Origin of the sequence: Paenibacillus sp. ALJ109b (assembly GCF_010747435.1) — a bacterium.
Taxonomy (GTDB): Bacteria; Bacillota; Bacilli; order Paenibacillales; family Paenibacillaceae; genus Paenibacillus; species Paenibacillus taichungensis.
On the sequence record NZ_JAAIFP010000033.1, the window covers coordinates 25,440 to 43,965 of the forward strand.

Here is an 18,526-nt window from a genome sequence, read left to right on the forward strand (position 1 = left end):
AAGTTACACATATGAAGGAGCCTGTCATCAGCGGGCTCTTTTATATTTATGGACCTTAAAATCCATAAAATGTTGAAAGAGTATACTTTGCAGGAGGCAGACATGAGTTCCATTTATAGAAGTGAAGAAGGCAAGAGCAGCATACTTGAGGAATACGAAGCGTATGTTGAGCAATTGGGCGAAGGTTTTACACGAGAGTACGTCGAGACACGTTTTGGACAAACGCATGTTTTATTAACAGGTCCAGAAGACGGTAAGCCGCTATTTATTCTCCAGGGCGGAAATTGTGTGAATCCGATGACGTTGTCATGGTTCTCTTCTCTTTTCAAAGATTACCGGATTATCGCGCCGGATACGATCGGTCATCCAGGCTACAGTGAAGAAACACGAATTTCGGCAAGGTTTGATAGTTTGGCTTTGTGGATTTCTGATTTGCTGGATCACTACAAGATCGAAAAAAGTGCGTTTATCGGTCCTTCCTTTGGAGGCGGAATTATCCTAAGACTGGCAACTTACATTCCGGACCGAATTGCATGTTCTGTTCTGGTAGCACCCGCTGGACTGGCCGTAGGATCCAAAATTAAAATGGCTCAGGATATCGTGTTGCCACTCGTAACGTACAAAATGACTTCTTCTCCAACTTCTTTGCAAAAGATCGCGGATATCATGTCATGCAGTTGTATGAAAGAAATAGATAAAAATATAATCGGGAAAATCTTCAAATACGTCAGTCTGGAGCAGGATATGCCCAAGCTTACGGAGCAGGACGAATTGGTGAATTATACATCGCCAACACTGCTGCTGGTGGGAGAAAAGGATGTCTTTTTCCCTGCAGATAAGGTCATTGAAAGAGCTCAGAAGATTATTCCGAATGTCAAAGCAATCAAATACGACACAGGTCATTTTCCGTCTCAAGACGTGTTGAAGCAGATGAACCAAGAAATTCAGCAATTTTTACAGAAGAATTATTAAATATAGAAATTTTTTTAATATTTCCGCATGGTTGTGATTCAAATTGCATCATTTGGTTTATATACATGGTTGGCGATAAAACGCCTGTCTGGTTGGACCGAATGATGCAACATGCGGCAAGTCTTCCGATCGACAAGGTTGAAAAGAGGGTCTGTTATGAAAAAGGACAATTGCAAAATGGCATTGCAACGCAATGTAATTTTAAATGATACATATCAGGTAAGACATCTTATGGCTAGCAGTGAGTTGGCTATCGTATATGCAGGAAGAGATCGGAATACAGGTGCAAAGGTAGCGATTAAGGAGTTTTTCCCCCAAAGGCTGGCAGCACGTCAGGCTGACAAACGGGGAGTGTTCTGTTCTTCACGGGGGTTCAGTGGTCAGTATCAGGAACTTCTTGCTGCATTTTTGGTAGAAGGAGAGCTGTTATCCACGTTGAATCATCCTCATATTGTGTCGTACGTGGATCATTTCGAAGAAAATGACACAGGGTATCTTGTTATGGAATATTGTACAGGGGTAACCTTAACCGAATATCTGATTGAGCGAAATCATGCACTGGACGCGGCATTTATTACGGAGACATTGCTCCCGCTGGTAGATACACTGGACTATATTCATAAGCAGGGAATTCTTCATCGTGATGTGAAGCCATCCAATATTATGGTGATGGAAGACGGTACGCCCAAACTACTGGACTTCGGTTCAGCAGCTCGTTGGCCTGTACAATCCGGGGAAAAACAGGCGATCTTTACATCGGCCGGGTATTCGCCGCTTGAGTTCTACTCGGAGAAATCCAGTCAGGGACCGATGTCAGACATATATAGCCTGGCAGCGTTGCTTCATTATTGGACATGCGGGCAGCCCCCTATGGATGTAAAACAGCGACTGTTCCGCGATGAATTGCCATCTGTACGTTCTCATAATGAGTATGTGAACCGGTGGCTCGCACGCGTTATTCACTGGGGATTATCGGTTCGTTCCGAGCAACGTTGTGCTTCCCTCGCATGGGTTAAGAGATCACTTCAAGTACAGGCCTGGATGTGGAAAATACGCAAACCTGGCACGGTAGAATGGGCTCTAACTGAAAATGAACATACCCAAGTCTATGAAGCAGAGCCGAAGAAACAGCATGAGACGGCTTGATTGCAGCCTTGTCTTATACATATAGTCGTAACAAATAAGCCAGTTTGGTCCTTTCACGGATCGAACTGGCTTGTTTTTTGTGTTTTTTTAGCCTAAAAGAAAAATTATTTCTTTTTTTAATTTATTTTTGGAAGAATACTTCATTCTAACTCCAGTGTCTGCATATACTCCATTGGAAAGATGGAGTAATTAGCCAGGAAATCTGACGTAAGCGCCGGCTCCCGTCTTATACCAAACTGAGGGGGAATGTTGTGTGACCACCAACAGAAAGGGCTTCACAGTATCTTTGCTGCTAGTCGTTATGATGTCTATGCTGCTTGCCGCCTGCGGAGGAAATGACAATACGGCTGGTACGCTGAGCCCGGGAAGCACTGGGGAGACGGGTACGGAAGCTGGAAAGCCGGTGACGCTGGAGTTTTGGACGATTGCTTTACAGCCAACGTTCAACGATTACTTCAATGAATTGATTGCCAAGTATGAGAGCAGTCATCCTGGCGTGAAAGTCGAGTGGAAGGATTATCCTTATGATGCCATTTCACAGCGTTTATTGACCAGTACGGCCAGTGGCAAAAGCCCTGATGTTGTGAACCTCAATACCGAATTCGCCAGTCAATTGGGAAGTAAGGGAGCGCTGCTGAATCTGAATGAATACCTGACAGATGAGGAAGCGAAGAGTTACTTTGAAGGCATTTATAATTCTACTGTTTTGGATGGCAAAGCTTACGCGCTTCCTTGGTACACAGGTACCGAAGTGCTGTTCATGAATACCAAGCTGGTGAAGGAGGCAGGCCTTGATCCGGCAAATCCGCCGCAGACCCGAGAGGAACTCGTGGAGTGGGCCCGTCAGGTCCATGAAAAGACCGGAGTGGCCGGTTATGCGCAGCAGCTTATTTCCAAGCTGTTTCCAATCGACGGCATCCCGATTCTAAATGAGGACAAAACGGCCGCCGCTTTCAATAGGCCAGAAGCAGAGGCGATGATCGCTCAAATGCGTGATCTGATGGCCGAAGGCGTGGTGCTGAAGGAGGATGCGGAATTCAGCAAGCAGATCCAGTATTTTTCCGGGGAGCAGGTCGCTTTCCAATTGTCGGGTCCAACCTTTATCAACTTCATCAAGAAATCTGCACCGGATGTTTACAAGAATACGATTGCAGTAACGCTTCCAACGGGCAAAGCGAACCTGCGGCTCTCCAATTCCATGGATCTCGTCGTACCACAGAAATCCAAAAACCCTGAGCAAGCGGTGGAATTTGCCGCTTTTATTACCAATGCAGAGAACCAGACTGCCTTCTCCAAGGTAGCCAACACGCTGCCGTCGAGCAAAGCCTCCATTGAAGATCCGTTCTTTACACAATCCGACGGTTCACTGGAAGCCGAAGCCAAGGTAGCCTCCTCTCAAAGTCTCGATAAAGCCACTGATTACATGGTCGGCGTACCGAATGCAGGAGATATCAACTCCGCATTGGCACGGGGCTTGCAGGAAATTTTGATGAACGGAGCAGATATTAAAGAAACGTTGAACGCAGTAGAGAAGGAAGTTAACCAAATTCTTAACCAAGATTCCTGAACTTAGGCGGTACAGTCTGATGAGGGGGGCACACTCCCCCTCAATCCTAGAAGAGAGGGAGGCGTAGCCGTGTACAAGGCGATTCGATCCGAATCTTTTGCTGCATGGGCGTTTATGGCACCGGGATTGTTGTTTCTGGCGATTTTCACCTTTTGGCCGATTATTTACGGGATACCCCTCTCATTAACCGATTATTCTGTCATTACGGAGACACATTTCGTTGGTCTGGATAACTTTACCCGGGCCTTTCAAGATCATAATTTCCTGATTTCGCTGTGGAATTCGCTGGTGTATGTGCTGGTTGTACCTGTGATTCAAATCATCTCGATCCTCATGGCTATTCTGGTTAACAGCCGAATTCCAGGTGTCAAAATGTTCAGGGCAGCCTACTACATACCGGTTGTAACTTCCATGGTCGCAGTGGCGCTGATCTGGAGCTGGCTGTTGGGCAATAACGGCGTGGTCAATTACCTGCTGCTGAAGGTTGGCATTCTTAGTGAGCAGGTCTCCTGGCTTTCCACGAGCAGTACGGCGCTGTATGTGCTGATGTTCATCACCATGTGGAAGGGTCTCGGCTATTATATGATGCTCTATCTGGCTGGGCTTCAGGGAATTCCGGCAGATCTATACGAAGCCGCCAGAGTGGATGGAGCAGGACCACTGAGACTGATTATTCATGTGACGCTTCCGTTGCTGCGGCCGCATATTCTCTTTTGCACCGTAATTTCGGTGATGGGTGCCGTTCGTGTATTCGATGAGGTCTATATTCTCACCAAGGGCGGGCCGGGAACGTCGACGCTGACCTCGAGCGTATATATTTTCCAAAAGGGGCTGGAGCAATTCAATTTCGGGTATGCCTCGGCGCTTGGGCTTATCGTCAGTGTGATGGTAGCGGCGCTCAGTGTGTTGGTGTTCCGGCTGAACCGGAGAGGCGGGGTGAATACCTATTGATTCGGCATACGCTTTCGTCTAAAAAAATGAAAAAAGCCCTTCGTCATTTGATCATTTATGTACTGTTGATTCTGCTCGCCCTGTTTATGATGGGTCCTTTTCTGTGGCTGCTCAGCGTATCGCTGATGCCTGGTCGTAATGTGTTCGCGAATCCACCAGCAATTCTCCCTACCTTCATCGCTTTCGATAACTACGTGCAGGTGTGGGAGTTCATGGATTTTCCACGCTACATCATAAATACGGTGGTGATTACGATCCTTGGGGTAGTGTTTAACATCTTCTTGTCCTGCCTAACGGCGTATCCACTCGCGACCTTTCGGTTCAGGGGACGTAATCTGGTGTTCACGCTGCTAATCTCGACCATGATTATCCCTTCGGCAACGGCGATGATTGTGCATTATTTAACGATCCAGGCCTTTCACTTGGGCAATACGTTTCTTGGGGTTGTGCTTCCGGCCGCGGTGTCGGTATTTAACATTTTTCTGATGCGACAAACGTTTCTGGGCATACCGACGGATATTCGGGATTCTGGCAAAATGGATGGAGCCTCCGAGTTCCGTATCTTCGTGCAGCTTGTCATGCCATTGGTGAAACCAGGGGTTGCCGTCATTGGCTTGCTTGAAGTCATGGCATTCTGGAACAATTTCCTGTGGCCGATTGTGGTGTTGGATGATCCGCAGAAATATCCATTGGCTGCGGCCCTGACGTATCTGAACGGTCAGTTCTCGTATAACTTCGGCTGGATTGCCGCCGGCACCATGATCTCGGTGCTGCCGATTATCATCGTGTTCCTTTTCACCCAAAAATACTATATGGAAGGCATCGCCGGAGCAATTAAAGGATAAAAAAACACAGAAAGGGTGAACGCATTCATGCCGAAGCAGTATAAGCTAACCTTTGTTCCGTTAGATGAACGGCCTTGCAATTATGAGTTTCCTTATTTGTTGGCACAGGGAACGGAATTCACAGTGGAGCGTCCCCCACTTGAAATCATGGGCCTGAAAAAACGTCCGGGCGATGTGGAACAGTTATGGACCTGGTTTGAGGAGAGTTGTGCAGGGGCAGATGGAGCAATCGTTGCCTTGGATACGTTGCTCTACGGCGGGATTATTCCTTCCCGGCTGCATCATTTGAAGCCGGATGAACTGACGGCCCGTCTGGAGCGCCTTCGGGGGATCAAGCAGCGGTACCCGCAGCTAACCCTGTATGCGTTTCAACTGATTATGCGCTGCCCGCAATATTCCCTGTCCGATGAGGAGCCGGATTATTATGCCGACTGGGGAAGAGAGATTTTTCGCAAAGGTTTCATCAGCCATCGGCTGGAGTTGGGGATTGCAACTGATGATGAGATCCACGAGCTGGCCGATATCGATAACCGTCTACCAATGGAAGTGCTGGAAGATTACCTGGGACGCAGGGCCGTAAATATTGAAGCTAACAAGCAAGTGCTGGCTCTGGTCAAGGAAGGAATTATCGACTTCATGATTGTGCCGCAGGATGATTCGGCGCCTTATGGACATACAGCCAAGGATCAGGAGAAAGTGCGAGCCCGGATTACCGCCCTTGATCTGGAACTTAAAGTCTACATGTATCCTGGTGCGGACGAAGTTGGTTGCGTACTGCTCTCCAGAATGATGAACAAGGCTCGCGGCCGGATGCCGCTGGTGTACCCACGATTATCATCTGTTCAGGGGGCGTTTGTTACTCCGCTATTCGAGGATCGATTTTTCTATGAGACGCTGAAATATCAGATTTTGGCTGCAGGTGGGTTAATTGCATCCAGTGAGACTGAAGCAGATCTGGTGCTGTTGATTAGCACACCCGGAGAGACGATGGCGGAAGCGGTGTCTCAGCAGCATTCTTTTTACAGCTATGATGTATACCGAAACCTGATGGAACTGGTGGAATATGGACACTTTCTGCTCAGGAGCAAGAACAAGCCGGTGGCTGTAGCGGATGTGGGATATGCCAATGGTGGGGATCAGAAGCTGGTCAAGATGCTGCGGCAAAAAGACATGTTATTTGATCTGGCTGGATATGCCGCCTGGAATACCAGCTCCAACTCGCTGGGAACCGTCATTTCGCAGGCCATGATCTACCTGCTCTATGGTCGTACACAATCGCATCTTGATTTCCTCGCTCTCCGCTATGCTGAGGATGTCTGCTATTGTTCAATCGTTCGGGGAGAACTTAGCAATGGCCCGGTGCAGGAGATGGGCTATGGCAAGTACTTGCTGGATGGGTCTCGTGGCCTTGTTGCCGCCCGAGTAGAGGAAAGGTTGCGTCAAGAGCTTGCTGTGCGGATCGATACTGCAGCAGGGAGTATCCAGATTACCGATTGTTATATGCCATGGAACCGGATGTTCGAAGTGGGCCTGTCTGTACGATTCGTACCATCCAACCCAGGTAAGGAAAGCAGAATATAAGAGAGAGGGTGAGAACCCTGACAAAGGTAGTGCTGGAGAAACTGCATTTGGGACTGATTGTTTCCTGCCAGGCGCTGGTTAACGAACCGCTGCATGGCGCGGCGACGATGGCCCGTATGGCAGCTGCTGCTCAGGAAGGAGGGGCCGCGGGTATCCGTGCGAATGGTGCAGCAGATGTACGTGCGATCAAGCAGACCGTCTCATTGCCGGTTATTGGCATCGTGAAGCGCAATTACCCGGATTCTGCTGTATATATCACCCCAACCCTCAGAGAAATTGACGAGCTGCTGGAGGCCGGAGCAGATATCATTGCATTTGATGCGACCCGCCAGAGCAGGCCGGAAAATTATACATTGGAGCAAATCACCGCCTATCTGAACGCAAATGGGGTGGTTTCCATGGCAGACATCTCCATTCTGGAGGAAGCTTTATACGCTGAGTCACTTGGAGTCAGCTGTGTTTCGACTACACTATCGGGTTATACACCGTATTCGCGACAGCAGGAAGGTCCAAATTTGGAGCTGCTGGGGATGTGTGCACAGCGGTTGAAGATTCCGGTCATTGCCGAAGGGCGGATTAGTAAACCCTCTCAGGTAGAAGAGGCGCTTGATCTGGGGGCATACGCTGTTGTGGTGGGCTCCGCAATAACTCGGCCACAGCTAATTACCCGACAGTTCGCAGCAGTGACCAGAAAAGCGAGGATGAAGAGTAATGGAGATGAATGACCGAATTAATACGTATTATCCTTCCATGACCAAGTCGGAGCAGAAGGTGGCCAGGTGCGTACGGGACAATCCGGATAATATAATCTATTTTTCTGTGACTGAGCTGGCTGATTTTGCTGGTACCGGAGAGACCACGGTGATGAGATTCTGCCGTAAAATCGGGTTTAAAGGCTATCAGGATTTCAAGCTGATGCTGGCCCAAGGGCTGCCGAAACGGCAGAACCAGCCAGACGGCGAGCAGGGAGAAGACGATTACGCCGACCATTTATATGCCTCGATGGTGGGTGTGCTGCAATCCAGCTTGGGTATGCTGGATCGTAGCCAGTTGGAGCAGGCAGTAAAGTGTCTGGACAGCGCACGATATGTGCAATTCTTCGGCGTGGGCTCGTCAGGCATTACCGCTATGGATGCCAAGAACCGTTTTCTGCGCATCGGCCGACGTGCGGAAGCGAATTCCGACAGCCATATTCAGTCCATGATGGCGGTAACGATGGGAGAAGGTGACGTGGCTTTTGGCATCAGCGTGTCCGGCAGTACGCTGGATACCAACGATATGCTGATGAAGGCCAAACAAAACGGTGCTAAGGTGATTGCCATGACGAACTATGCCAAATCCCCCATTGCTTCTATTGCGGATATCTTGCTCTTGACCGCGGGGAAGGAGTCTCCCCTAGAAGGCGGTTCTGTAGGAGCTAAAATCTCTCAGCTGTTTATTATCGACTTGCTCTGCCAGGGACTGGAGCGCGAGCATGGCGAAGAGACTAAAAAGATGAAGGAATTAACGGCCAGGGCCGTTATCGACCGTATTTATTGAAGGGTTTGTGTGAATAGGGGGAAAGCAAATGCCACAGGTCATTGGCGTAGATGTAGGTGGCACAGGCATTAAAGGGCTTGTAGTCAATGAAGCCGGAGTCGTTCTGGTGGAGGCTACATGTGCAACGGAGGCGCGGTTGGGCCGGAAGGCTATACTTGGCCAGCTGCACGGGTTAGTAAGTGAACTGTTGTCTAGCTGTGAAGAAGTGAAGGCCCTGGGTATTGCCTCGGCAGGAAGGGTGAATGTGGAAACGGGTGAAGTGATCCACGCAACGAACAATTTACCTGGCTGGCAGGGAATGCCACTGACACAGTGGGCAACAGCGGAATTTGGCCTGCCTTCAACTGCTGATAACGACGCCAATGCTGCACTGCTCGGCGAGGCGTGGCTTGGTACCGGCCGCGGTAAGCAGAACCAGGTTATGCTGACACTCGGAACTGGGGTCGGTGGGGCCAATATGGCATGTGGCAGGATGTTACGGGGAGTAGACTGGCGCGGTGGGGACTGGGGGCACAGTGTGCTGGTGCCTGACGGTCGGCCCTGCAATTGTGGCAAACGCGGCTGCGTGGAGCAATACATTTCCGGTACTGCACTGATGCGGCTGGCGCAGGAACAGAAGGACAACACGTATACTCACGGCCGAGAGATTATGACCGCTGCAAGACAGGGAGAAGCAATAGCGTTGTACATTCTAGAGCGTTACATATCTGATTTGGCCGTGGTTATTGCGAATATATCTGCCTCGATAGATCCGGAATTGATTATTCTTGGTGGCGGTGTGACCCATGATCAGGGTATATGGTGGCCGATGCTGACCGCTAAGTTATCCAGTGTCGGGTTGACAGACCGGGTTGCAGTGGCTGAACTCGGTAACTGGGCAGGCTGTATCGGGGCGGCGCAGCTGGCCTTGGAACACCTGCGTAAGGACGGCATTGGCTGGTCTGAAGGCAGTGACAGGGAGGAGACAAAGCATGGGGATTGAACAGGAGAAACACAGTGATATCGTCATTATTGGCGGTGGTCTTGGCGGGACTGCGGCTGCGCTGGCTGCAGCCAAGGCAGGGCTACGGGTACTTTTGACGGAAGAGACGGACTGGCTTGGCGGTCAATTGACCTCACAGGCAGTACCGCCAGATGAGCACCGCTGGATTGAACAATCTGGCAGTACAACATCGTATCGTGAGTTTCGCAGCCGAGTCAGAGATTACTACAGACGGAACTACCCGCTTACGGATGTCGCCAAGAGCGATCCTGTTCTTAACCCCGGTAATGGCTGGGTGAGTCGCTTGGCGCATGAGCCCAAGGTCGCGCTTGCCGTTTTGCATGAGATGCTTGCGCCTTACGTGAACACCGGTCGAATCGAGGTGCTCTATCATACTGTGCCAGTTCAGGTAGATACAGCAGGCGACCGGGTGACTGGCGTGACTGTGCGTGAAGAACGAAATGGGGGATTAATTAAGCTCCAGGGTGCCTATTATCTGGATGCTACAGAATGCGGTGATCTGCTTCCCCTTGCGGGAGTAGAGTATGTAAGTGGAGCGGAATCTCGGCGGGATACGGGTGAGCCACATGCCCTGGATGAAGCGAACCCGCTAGACATGCAGTCGATTACCCATGTGGCGGCAGTGGATTATGTGCCGGGAGGAGACTTCACGATCCCTCGTCCGAGGGATTATGATTACTGGCGTCAGTATGTTCCCTCGTTCTCACTGTATCCGATCCTGAGCTGGTACGCTTCGGATGCCAATGATACCTCCAAGCTGAAAGAGTTCACGATGTTCCCGAATGATCAGGGCATAACCCCTCTGTGGGATTATCGGCGGATCGTTGACCCGGCTATATGGGCAGAGTCACTGAATGATGGTGAAGTCACGCTGCTCAACTGGGCACTGAACGATTATTACGCCGGGCCGATCATTGGCGTATCGCCGGAGGAACGCGAGCGGCATCTGGAAGCGGCGAGGCAACTAACTCTTTCCTTAGTATACTGGCTTCAGACAGCAGCTCCCCGACTGGACGGCGGAAAGGGTTATCCGGGAGTAAGGCTGCGTGGAGATGTGCTCGGTACGGAAGACGGTCTCGCGAAAGCGCCGTATATTCGGGAATCACGGCGAATCCGAGGCGTATATACCATTACCGAGCAGGATGTGAGCAAGGCATTGCGCGGAGCAGAGGGAGCCAAACGTTACGAGGATAGTGTGGGTGTCGGCAGTTATCATCTGGATCTCCATCCAACAACCGTGAGCCAGCGGACTTTTTATATACCGAACCATCCCTATGAGATTCCACTGGGTGCACTCATCCCGGTGCGAGTCAAGAACTTGCTTCCGGCTTGCAAAAATATCTCCATGACCCAGATTGCGAACGGTTGTTACCGTTTGCATCCCACCGAATGGAATATTGGCGAGGCTGCCGGAACCCTTGCCGCTTATGCGATTGCACAGCAAGTAGAGCCCTCAGAGGTGAGGGCTTCGGCGAAGCATCTTCACGACTATCAGGAACAGCTGATTCGCCAGGGTGTTCAGCTTCATTGGACAGATGCGGAGCTGGCAGGGGAGTGTTAGATAGACTTTTATGAACGTTGCTATCTTCACAACTCATAAGCACTAGAGATACCCAAGGGATAAAAAAATGATTCCTGTTCTGAACAGGAATCATTTTCTATAAGTCGATTAATTCTCTTTGTGCATCTGTTTTTACAATAGTGTCATTGCAGATGATCGTTCTCATCAACACTGCGATGATTATCCCATGGCCTGCTGTGGATCTTTCTTTTGTCCTACATAGATATTAGTACTTGGTTTGATGGCTTTGTATCGAATTTCAATCTCCGTGACACCATCTTCAAACGTAATATACAACTTTTCATTATACTCCAGAGCTTCTGTATGTCTGGGTTTCACTGGTGTTCGTCCCCGGACGACTGTGCAGTTCGTGTCATGCCGTACCAATAACGTTTCCTTTTTACCAGCCTCCAGCCAAATTCGTCCCGACTCCGGTACCTTAACCCCAATGTCCATACGATCAAATAGTTCACTGAGACTTACTTTCCGTCGCTCCAATGAAGTCAGTGGCCAATTCGTCACGGGAATATCTTCTCCGTTTGCAGTGGCCAAGAAGTATCCTTCCAATCTTCCGCGAAATACAGGTTTTGGTTTCAGTACAAACCAATACAGGGCGAAGATGCCACCGGCTGCGAGGAGACCGAGTCCCGTATATAGCAGTATCTTTTCACGTAAAGAATGAATTTTCAACTGGATGTCTGCGGTTACACTCGCGCCTTCGGAATCCGTTGCGGTCACCTTGATAGATGAACTACCGGTGTGAAGAGAAGACCAACGCAGTATATTGCCTTCAATGACAGCATCTCCGAGTTTGTGCTTACTCCCACCTTCTGTGAGGGCATACGTTAATGGATCATTATTGGCATCCTTAAAATAGTTGCTTAGGTCAACCTCTGTATTGCTATCGTCTTTGGATAACACCATGGACTTCCCGGTAGCTACAGGGGCCTGATTCGTAATATCTACGTCAACGGGAGTGATTTCCCGATAAAAGTCAGGACCATCAATTCGAAGACCCCATGTATATAGATCCGATTTTGGAAAAGTGTATTTTCCCGTAAATCCGCTGCCTGTATTGGTCAAAGGGATATGCTCTGTTTTTCCATCAGACGGGGTCACAATGAGTTCTGCTTCAAGTCCCTTGTAAACATTCAAATCCTGAATGGGTTTAGGGTCCACAGCCTGATCGTAGAGAGAGGCTTCAAATGTGATGCTTTTCCCCTTTACTGGCTGTTCCGTTGCCATATGTGCAACCGCAGACACGTTGTAGTTTCCAAGTAGGTTGATCTTCACTAAATCTCCGCTGCGCCCCTTGAATTTCAGCTTGAATTGTCCTTTGACCGGACGAATGATCTTCATTAGAGCATATTTATCAGATCGGATGAAGCTGACATTGCTGGACTGATAATACAGCTGCGCTTCAGAGACAGCATGATCAGAGAGCATGATAATGTTGGCATCCGCCATGCTTGAATTGGGGATGTCCACAGTTACCTCCTGCATTGCCCCTGTTGCTGTTACTGCCGCCACAGATACAAGAACAGATTGAATCTGATCTGCAAAAATCCGGTTGAAAATTTCAGGCAAGTCGTCTGCACTTCCCGTGATAAAGGAAGATCCACCCGTCTCCTGAGCAATCCGCTCTAGTTCAGCGGGGTTAACCGTACCATCGCGGTTTAGTCCGACGGTATAGATTGGATAATTAGCTTTTTGAGCCATCTCAATCACCTTGTCTACATCTTTGGATGAATCAGCTGGTGTTCTGCTCGACGAGCCACGCAAATCCGTTTCCCCATCAGAGAGCAAAATCATAAATGGCTTTCGTTTGTCCGTATGGGACTGTTCAAGCAAGCTCGCACCTCGGCGCAAGCCAAGTCCAAGATCTGTATACCCTGAGCGTTTTAAGCCATCAACACGATTACGAAGGTTATTTCGTGCCCCAGAGGATGATATATCCATTAGAGGTACGGATGAAGTGATTTGATCATTATAAGCTACGAATCCCAATCGGGTCTTAGGTCCACTACTCATATCCATAAACATATGTATAACTTCTTCGGCGATGCGATCTTTGTCGGTCTCATTCATAGAGTAGCTAACATCCAGGACAAACATGGCATCGAGCCCTTCATACGCGTGGGTCTTGACAGATGATTCCGCGTACATGCTGCCAATGTTCCCTCCAGGAATCAAAATGCTAATCACCAATAGGGAAAGCAGTATTTTTTTGCATTTAATTAATATCATGTGAGGCTTCGAATCTCCTTTCTGGTTTGAAAACTTCGGTACACTTTTTGGGGAATATTAAATTTTTTTTAAAAACTTTTGCTTAATCACGATATCACGCCGTTATGCGTAGTTTTCATTAATTGAGAATAATGCAACACCGCATACTTTCAGTATTTTTACTCTTGATTAGGGGGAAAACCCCACTAGTCTTAAATCATTCAACTTAATCCAAATTATAGGATATTCTATATCATCGGCATGATCCGTAAGGAAGTGAAGCGAATTCCAAAAATTAGTTCTATAGGTATATCGAAGGTTGTAAAATGAGCTTTTAGACCTATAGTGGGTAATATTGACAAAGCATATCGCTGATGATTAAGATGAATTCCATAAATCTCCAAAGCAAACGGCATAATCTGGTACATAAGTTCCAGTCGTATGTTGACAGCTCGTTCTATTGGTCTTGTGTTTGCTGGGAGTAGTGATTCTCCTGAATCATGACCGAAGGCTGATAGAGACGTGCGGAGTGTCAAAAATTGATGGAGGGGGGGAAGCATTCGCCCGCATGAATCATCATCTTGGCGGATGTTGCCTGAATGGACATTATTAATCAAACGAACCGAACGATGCTTTTTGAAGAAATCAATCCCGAGAAGTTGGACTTGATCACCATTGTTGGTGATGTGAAGGGCATCGACAGTCTGAGTGACGATAAGATCAAGGAGATTAACGAACATCTGCTTGTTCGTAGCTTCGATGAGTTCCTGGACAAGTTCTCACCTAGCGTGTACTCCTTTTTCAATGCGGTAAACCAGAAAGTCATGTATACGCTTAAAAAGCCGGAAGGTATCCCGGACGAAGCTATCTCGGAGATCAAGATCGACCATAGTAACGACTTTCTGAGAATGCTGTTCACCCTGATTGATACCAAGCGCAGTCAAGGTATTACGAACGTTGATTTCAAGTTTGAAAATCTCCTTGATATGATTTCACCGAAAAAAGTTATGGATGACATTCGTCAGGTCCGGAAGGAAATCCATTACATGTATGGCCAGCATGAGAAGCTGGATGACGGCGATCCGAAGAAGCTGGATATCGGAGATAAGCTGAACGTCATGTTTGAAGATGCAAGCCGGAACTATAACAATGTCATGGCCATGCTTCCACTCGCCATTGAAGATATTAAGACCCGTTTGTTGCTGGGCCGTGCACAAGAAGAAACTTCTTCAGAAGCGATTCAGGTAGGGCAACTTACGATTGGTGAGAGCGGAGAATTGAAAATTATCGAAGCTCCGAAGAGTGATAACAACGAGCTGATGCTTCTTGATGAAGCGACAAGCACTGATTTGACGCAAGTATTTGCCGAAGATTACGATTCACTTTCCGAGACACCTTCGCCGTATGTACAGGATCTGGTGGTCCGCACATTCTGCCCGCTTCCTGCGGTACAGTCTGAAGTGGATACTGCTGTTGAAGTGCAGAATTACAATACATACCTGGAGTTTTACAAAAACGCCAAGGATGATTTTGTGAAAACGGTAAAACCGTTGGTCGAGAAAATATTGGGTGTCAAAATGTTCTTTGACCAATATGCGATTAAGAACAAAGGCATGCTTCCTTCCATGCTGATCTCAAATGCCAAACTGGATATGCTCGTCAAGAGCAGTAATATTCCGCGGCTTGAGACATATCTCAACACTGTCAACGCGAAGAATGATTTTACCGATACGATCTGGTTCGGTATCGTTCCTTCCGTAGAACTGGAAAATACAGGCCAAGTCAAAGTCAGCCGTGCCCGTTTCCGTGGTAACGAGAAAGTGGTTAAACAAGACGGAAACAGCATGGAATCTCTGGCAATGCTTCTTCAGGTCGTTAAGGATTACAAGGTGCAGGTGTTCTTCAGCTTTGAATCCGGGGAAGAAACCACGTTCAGCAGCATGGCTACCGCAGGTATTGATAAGTATATCGATAAATGTTCGGTGTTGACCCGTAAGGAATACAGCGAGTTTGCCATTCCGAGTGCTCCAAACTTCACGATTATTCCCAAGGAGAAGTCGGGTGTCGTTATCGACAGTCGCATGCTTCAGACGGAGAATGGTGTGGAACTTTCCAAGGAGAAGGAAGACATACTGAAACTGTGGATTGAAGGCGTGTATGTTGGAGCGTCCTATGTATCTGCAGGGATTGTTGCTGCGTATCAGTGTCCGGAATACCTGAAAGGGGCTTTCAAGAACGTCAACCGTGATTATCCAGGTGTGCGTTTTGACATTGAGGCAGGGGACAACAGCTTGCGTGTTGTAACAACGATGACCAAAGAAATTTCCGGATTTACAAATACCATCAAGGATTTGATTAACCGAAAAAACTTTGGATTTATTTTCTCATCGGAAAATGCCCAAATCCAGGATAGCGACATCAAACGGATCACGGTCTATAAAGCGAGAAGCATGGCGATGTCCGAAGATGGTTTCGATTCCTTGTACAAAACACTTGTTAGTACTTACATTGAGCGCTTGCTCCGTTTCCAAACCGGTGATTTCAAGCATGAAAATATCGTCAAATTCTTCAGCAACAATCCGAGCAGTCAGAAGAGCCGGTGGCTGGGAACTCGAGGGTCGATCAATTCGATCATTCAGGAAGGCGACGACATGAGCTTTATCATCGATGAAAAGAGCAACATGTGCCACATTGACCTGGTATTCAACGGCAACGTGAAGAACCTGGAGGTCATGATTACCAAAGGCACCAGTGCGATGAAAGTGTAAGAAAACCATTGGAACAAGTCTGATTATTAAATATGATTCATCAAACAACGTATTATAGACATTTATTTTGGTGTTAGAGGCAGACTACATCGTCTTGCCTTTATACATATATTCCGGTACCTCTCCCGAGAGGGAGAGCATACCGGGCACATTTTTTCCTAATCTTAAGGAGGTTTTTATTAATGGGTTTTGTATTGAAAGTAGAAGGCGCAGAAACAATCGAATTGGGAATGGATAATATCCGTACAGTTGTGTATGACACGGATACACCAGATGATTCCAACGCTAGATCCACAGATGTAGGCGCAACACTTCGCATCAGCGGCAAAATTATCACTGCAACCGACGGTGACAATGCAGATGACACGATGAAACTTGCTTTGTGGTCCCTCGTGCCTGCTGAAAAAGCGGATTGCTACCGCAAAGTAACCCTGGAAGTGGTTGCAGCAGATCAAGTGGTACGCAAAATTTACTTGCCTAACGCATTTGTTGTGGATTACACAGAGCGTTTCGGTGATACCGAAGGCGTAGGTGAATTCAGCCTGTTCATCAAACAGAAAAAAGATAAAACTGAATTCACTAAAATTGAGGGCGGCTTCCCTGTATAAAAGGGAACAACTGTTGTCTTGGGCCAGTTCGTTTTAGTCCAGAACAACGCTGTCAAGTTAAGGGGCCCTGGTGCCCCTTAATCTTTATTTACGCCCGAATACGGCAGGGAGGCAGGAAAGAATACCATGAAAGATTATTATGCCGTGCTTGGTGTGGAACGTGAAGCTTCACCGGAGCAGATCAAGAAGGCTTATCGTCAATTGGCGAAGAAATTTCACCCGGATGTCAATGGGGGAGATGCACAGGCAGAAGCGCGTTTCAAGCAAGTACATGAGGCATACAGTACACTCGGAAATTCCGAGCTTAGAGCAGCATATGATCAGCAGCTTCGCACTGGACGTAATACAGGTCAAGCGAAGGGTTCAGCATCCGATACAGCCAGATCCAGTAAAGGCAATGCGAAGTCCGGGAGTGCAAATGCCGAGAAGGTATGGACGGATCCATCGCGGATGCAGGAACAGTTCGAACAATTTTTTGGCTATCACCCCAAAGGCAAGGAAAGTCCAAACGGTGGCAAAGCCGGTCCCAATAAAGGAATGGATATGTCCGCCATGTTTGACCGATATTTCGGAATTCGAAAAAAGTAGACCGGTAGCTCGTTATGGATCATGCCGGTTCAGGCGGAGGTTATGGAAGTGAAACGAGGAAGGTCGGTATTGACGATGGGGCTTGACGCTTGCGTCGCCATGATTTCGTTAGCCGTGCTGTATTACATATTTATCATCAACCGGGATATGAGTGCCCAATGGGTAACTGGAATTATCGTGGTCCTCTCTGGAGGAGCATACCTGTATTTTAAATACAAGCCAGCCACCAAGGCGGAAAAGAAGAAATTGTCTTCACGTGTTGTTAAGCTCGTCCTCCTGGACGACGACGGCACAAGTGTGAAGGAATGGTATATTCAGGGCGAAACGAGTGTTTTGATCGGGAAAAGTTCGAAGAACAGCGAGGCTGACATCGATCTCTCCGACACACCCTATGCGTCTCTCATTAGCTCGCAACACGCTGTATTGAACAAAGCCTCGGGTCAATGGTTTATCGAGGATATCGACTCGGCCAGTGGGGTTGGTGTACGTAAAGGAAATCAAAGCAGAGCATCCAAATTGGAAATCGAAGAACCCAGCCAGATTGAGGCAGGGGACTTAATTTATATTGCCAATACCCGCATTTTGGTGAAATAACGTTGGCGTACATCATACAAGCTTACGGGGGAATGAAACGAAATGAGTCTGACTAGATGTGGAAACGGACATATGTTCAGCACGAGACGGCACGGCAATACGTGTCCATATTGCAATCTGGCCGTTGAATCGCCAGCTACCAGTAATGGTGAGGCAGCGGGAGCAATCCCACGCGCACCTCGTACGGCAGAGGATGACAGAACGATGCCATACCTGGGCGAAACGACAGGAATTGAACCGGTAACGGGATGGATGGTGTGCATCGAGGGTCCGCAGATGGGCCAGGATTATCGAATAATGGCTGAAAAGAACTTTATTGGACGTTCGGAAGAGATGCATGTTCGCATCCTCGGGGATAACACCATTTCTCGGCGTAATCACGCGGTGATTGTGTACGATCCCAAAAAGCGGAATTTTTATTTGCTGCCCGGCGATGCTTCTGGCCTCGCATATCACAACAATGAAGCGGTCTATTCTCCGGTGGAACTGGCTGCCTACGATGTTATTCAATTGGGACGCAGCAAATTCATTTTCATTCCATTGTGCGGTGTGCACTTTGAATGGGAGCAACAGTGAA

At 48.1% G+C, this 18,526-nt stretch carries 16 protein-coding genes; 15 read left to right on the top strand and 1 reads right to left on the bottom strand.

Features of this window, described 5'->3' with window-relative positions:
• The first annotated feature begins 102 nt into the window (after positions 1 to 102).
• The 10 genes from G3352_RS27110 to G3352_RS27155 all read left to right on the top strand — a co-directional run bounded on the left by G3352_RS27110 (position 103) and on the right by G3352_RS27155 (position 11,165).
• Positions 103 to 972 carry an alpha/beta fold hydrolase gene (locus G3352_RS27110; protein WP_076288017.1) on the top strand — a complete coding sequence of 290 codons (870 nt, stop codon included), beginning with the start codon at positions 103 to 105 and terminating at the stop codon, positions 970 to 972.
• 156 nt (positions 973 to 1,128) lie between these two features.
• Entirely contained in the window at positions 1,129 to 2,118 is a 990-nt protein-coding gene (locus tag G3352_RS27115) for a serine/threonine protein kinase (RefSeq protein ID WP_163761233.1), read from the top strand.
• Between the two features lie 253 nt (positions 2,119 to 2,371).
• Positions 2,372 to 3,685, top strand: coding sequence for an ABC transporter substrate-binding protein (locus tag G3352_RS27120; protein ID WP_345940811.1), 1,314 nt, complete (start codon positions 2,372 to 2,374; stop codon positions 3,683 to 3,685).
• A 69-nt stretch (positions 3,686 to 3,754) separates the two neighbouring features.
• Entirely contained in the window at positions 3,755 to 4,636 is an 882-nt protein-coding gene (locus G3352_RS27125; RefSeq protein ID WP_090903667.1) for a carbohydrate ABC transporter permease, read from the top strand.
• A gap of 26 nt (positions 4,637 to 4,662) precedes the next feature.
• Entirely contained in the window at positions 4,663 to 5,481 is an 819-nt protein-coding gene (locus tag G3352_RS27130; RefSeq protein ID WP_163761234.1) for a carbohydrate ABC transporter permease, read from the top strand.
• A gap of 27 nt (positions 5,482 to 5,508) precedes the next feature.
• Positions 5,509 to 7,062, top strand: a complete 1,554-nt coding sequence (locus G3352_RS27135) for a DUF4127 family protein (protein WP_163761235.1) — start codon at positions 5,509 to 5,511, stop codon at positions 7,060 to 7,062.
• 17 nt (positions 7,063 to 7,079) lie between these two features.
• Complete coding sequence (locus G3352_RS27140) at positions 7,080 to 7,787, top strand: N-acetylmannosamine-6-phosphate 2-epimerase (protein WP_205525092.1); 708 nt, start codon at positions 7,080 to 7,082, stop codon at positions 7,785 to 7,787.
• Positions 7,774 to 8,601: a MurR/RpiR family transcriptional regulator gene (locus G3352_RS27145; protein WP_163761236.1), complete on the top strand. Its 828-nt coding sequence runs from the start codon at positions 7,774 to 7,776 to the stop codon at positions 8,599 to 8,601. The genes G3352_RS27140 and G3352_RS27145 overlap by 14 nt, the downstream gene beginning before the upstream one ends.
• Before the next feature lie 28 nt (positions 8,602 to 8,629).
• Complete coding sequence (locus G3352_RS27150) at positions 8,630 to 9,583, top strand: ROK family protein (protein WP_163761237.1); 954 nt, start codon at positions 8,630 to 8,632, stop codon at positions 9,581 to 9,583.
• Entirely contained in the window at positions 9,573 to 11,165 is a 1,593-nt protein-coding gene (locus tag G3352_RS27155) for an FAD-dependent oxidoreductase (RefSeq protein WP_163761238.1), read from the top strand. Before G3352_RS27150 ends, G3352_RS27155 begins: the two co-directional genes overlap by 11 nt.
• Before the next feature lie 180 nt (positions 11,166 to 11,345).
• Here the strand turns inward: G3352_RS27155 and G3352_RS27160 are convergent, their stop codons facing one another.
• The gene (locus G3352_RS27160) at positions 11,346 to 13,412 is read right to left on the bottom strand and encodes a VWA domain-containing protein (protein ID WP_240343246.1); all 2,067 of its coding nucleotides are present in this window, start codon (positions 13,410 to 13,412) and stop codon (positions 11,346 to 11,348) included.
• A 578-nt stretch (positions 13,413 to 13,990) separates the two neighbouring features.
• Here G3352_RS27160 and G3352_RS27165 point away from each other — a divergent pair.
• The 5 genes from G3352_RS27165 to G3352_RS27185 all read left to right on the top strand — a co-directional run bounded on the left by G3352_RS27165 (position 13,991) and on the right by G3352_RS27185 (position 18,525).
• Positions 13,991 to 16,159, top strand: a complete 2,169-nt coding sequence (locus G3352_RS27165; RefSeq protein WP_064636265.1) for a hypothetical protein — start codon at positions 13,991 to 13,993, stop codon at positions 16,157 to 16,159.
• 182 nt (positions 16,160 to 16,341) lie between these two features.
• A complete protein-coding gene (locus tag G3352_RS27170) occupies positions 16,342 to 16,767 on the top strand; it encodes a hypothetical protein (protein WP_053781361.1) in 426 nt (141 codons plus the stop codon).
• A 126-nt stretch (positions 16,768 to 16,893) separates the two neighbouring features.
• Positions 16,894 to 17,355: a J domain-containing protein gene (locus G3352_RS27175; RefSeq protein ID WP_163761239.1), complete on the top strand. Its 462-nt coding sequence runs from the start codon at positions 16,894 to 16,896 to the stop codon at positions 17,353 to 17,355.
• Positions 17,356 to 17,397: 42 nt separating this feature from the next.
• Entirely contained in the window at positions 17,398 to 17,949 is a 552-nt protein-coding gene (locus G3352_RS27180) for an FHA domain-containing protein (RefSeq protein WP_163761285.1), read from the top strand.
• 42 nt (positions 17,950 to 17,991) lie between these two features.
• Complete coding sequence (locus tag G3352_RS27185; protein WP_053781358.1) at positions 17,992 to 18,525, top strand: FHA domain-containing protein; 534 nt, start codon at positions 17,992 to 17,994, stop codon at positions 18,523 to 18,525.
• Position 18,526: the final 1 nt, after the last annotated feature.

Excerpts from the sequence above, each read along its gene's own strand:
- G3352_RS27110 (WP_076288017.1), top strand. The coding sequence starts at position 103 with ATGAGTTCCATTTATAGAAGTGAAGAAGGCAAGAGCAGCATACTTGAG.
- G3352_RS27170 (WP_053781361.1), top strand. The coding sequence starts at position 16,342 with ATGGGTTTTGTATTGAAAGTAGAAGGCGCAGAAACAATCGAATTGGGA.
- G3352_RS27150 (WP_163761237.1), top strand. The coding sequence starts at position 8,630 with ATGCCACAGGTCATTGGCGTAGATGTAGGTGGCACAGGCATTAAAGGG.
- G3352_RS27180 (WP_163761285.1), top strand. The coding sequence starts at position 17,398 with ATGGAAGTGAAACGAGGAAGGTCGGTATTGACGATGGGGCTTGACGCT.
- G3352_RS27160 (WP_240343246.1), bottom strand. The coding sequence starts at position 13,412 with ATGATATTAATTAAATGCAAAAAAATACTGCTTTCCCTATTGGTGATT.
- G3352_RS27165 (WP_064636265.1), top strand. The coding sequence starts at position 13,991 with ATGGACATTATTAATCAAACGAACCGAACGATGCTTTTTGAAGAAATC.
- G3352_RS27135 (WP_163761235.1), top strand. The coding sequence starts at position 5,509 with ATGCCGAAGCAGTATAAGCTAACCTTTGTTCCGTTAGATGAACGGCCT.
- G3352_RS27115 (WP_163761233.1), top strand. The coding sequence starts at position 1,129 with ATGAAAAAGGACAATTGCAAAATGGCATTGCAACGCAATGTAATTTTA.
- G3352_RS27175 (WP_163761239.1), top strand. The coding sequence starts at position 16,894 with ATGAAAGATTATTATGCCGTGCTTGGTGTGGAACGTGAAGCTTCACCG.
- G3352_RS27185 (WP_053781358.1), top strand. The coding sequence starts at position 17,992 with ATGAGTCTGACTAGATGTGGAAACGGACATATGTTCAGCACGAGACGG.
- G3352_RS27155 (WP_163761238.1), top strand. The coding sequence starts at position 9,573 with ATGGGGATTGAACAGGAGAAACACAGTGATATCGTCATTATTGGCGGT.
- G3352_RS27145 (WP_163761236.1), top strand. The coding sequence starts at position 7,774 with ATGGAGATGAATGACCGAATTAATACGTATTATCCTTCCATGACCAAG.
- G3352_RS27130 (WP_163761234.1), top strand. The coding sequence starts at position 4,663 with ATGAAAAAAGCCCTTCGTCATTTGATCATTTATGTACTGTTGATTCTG.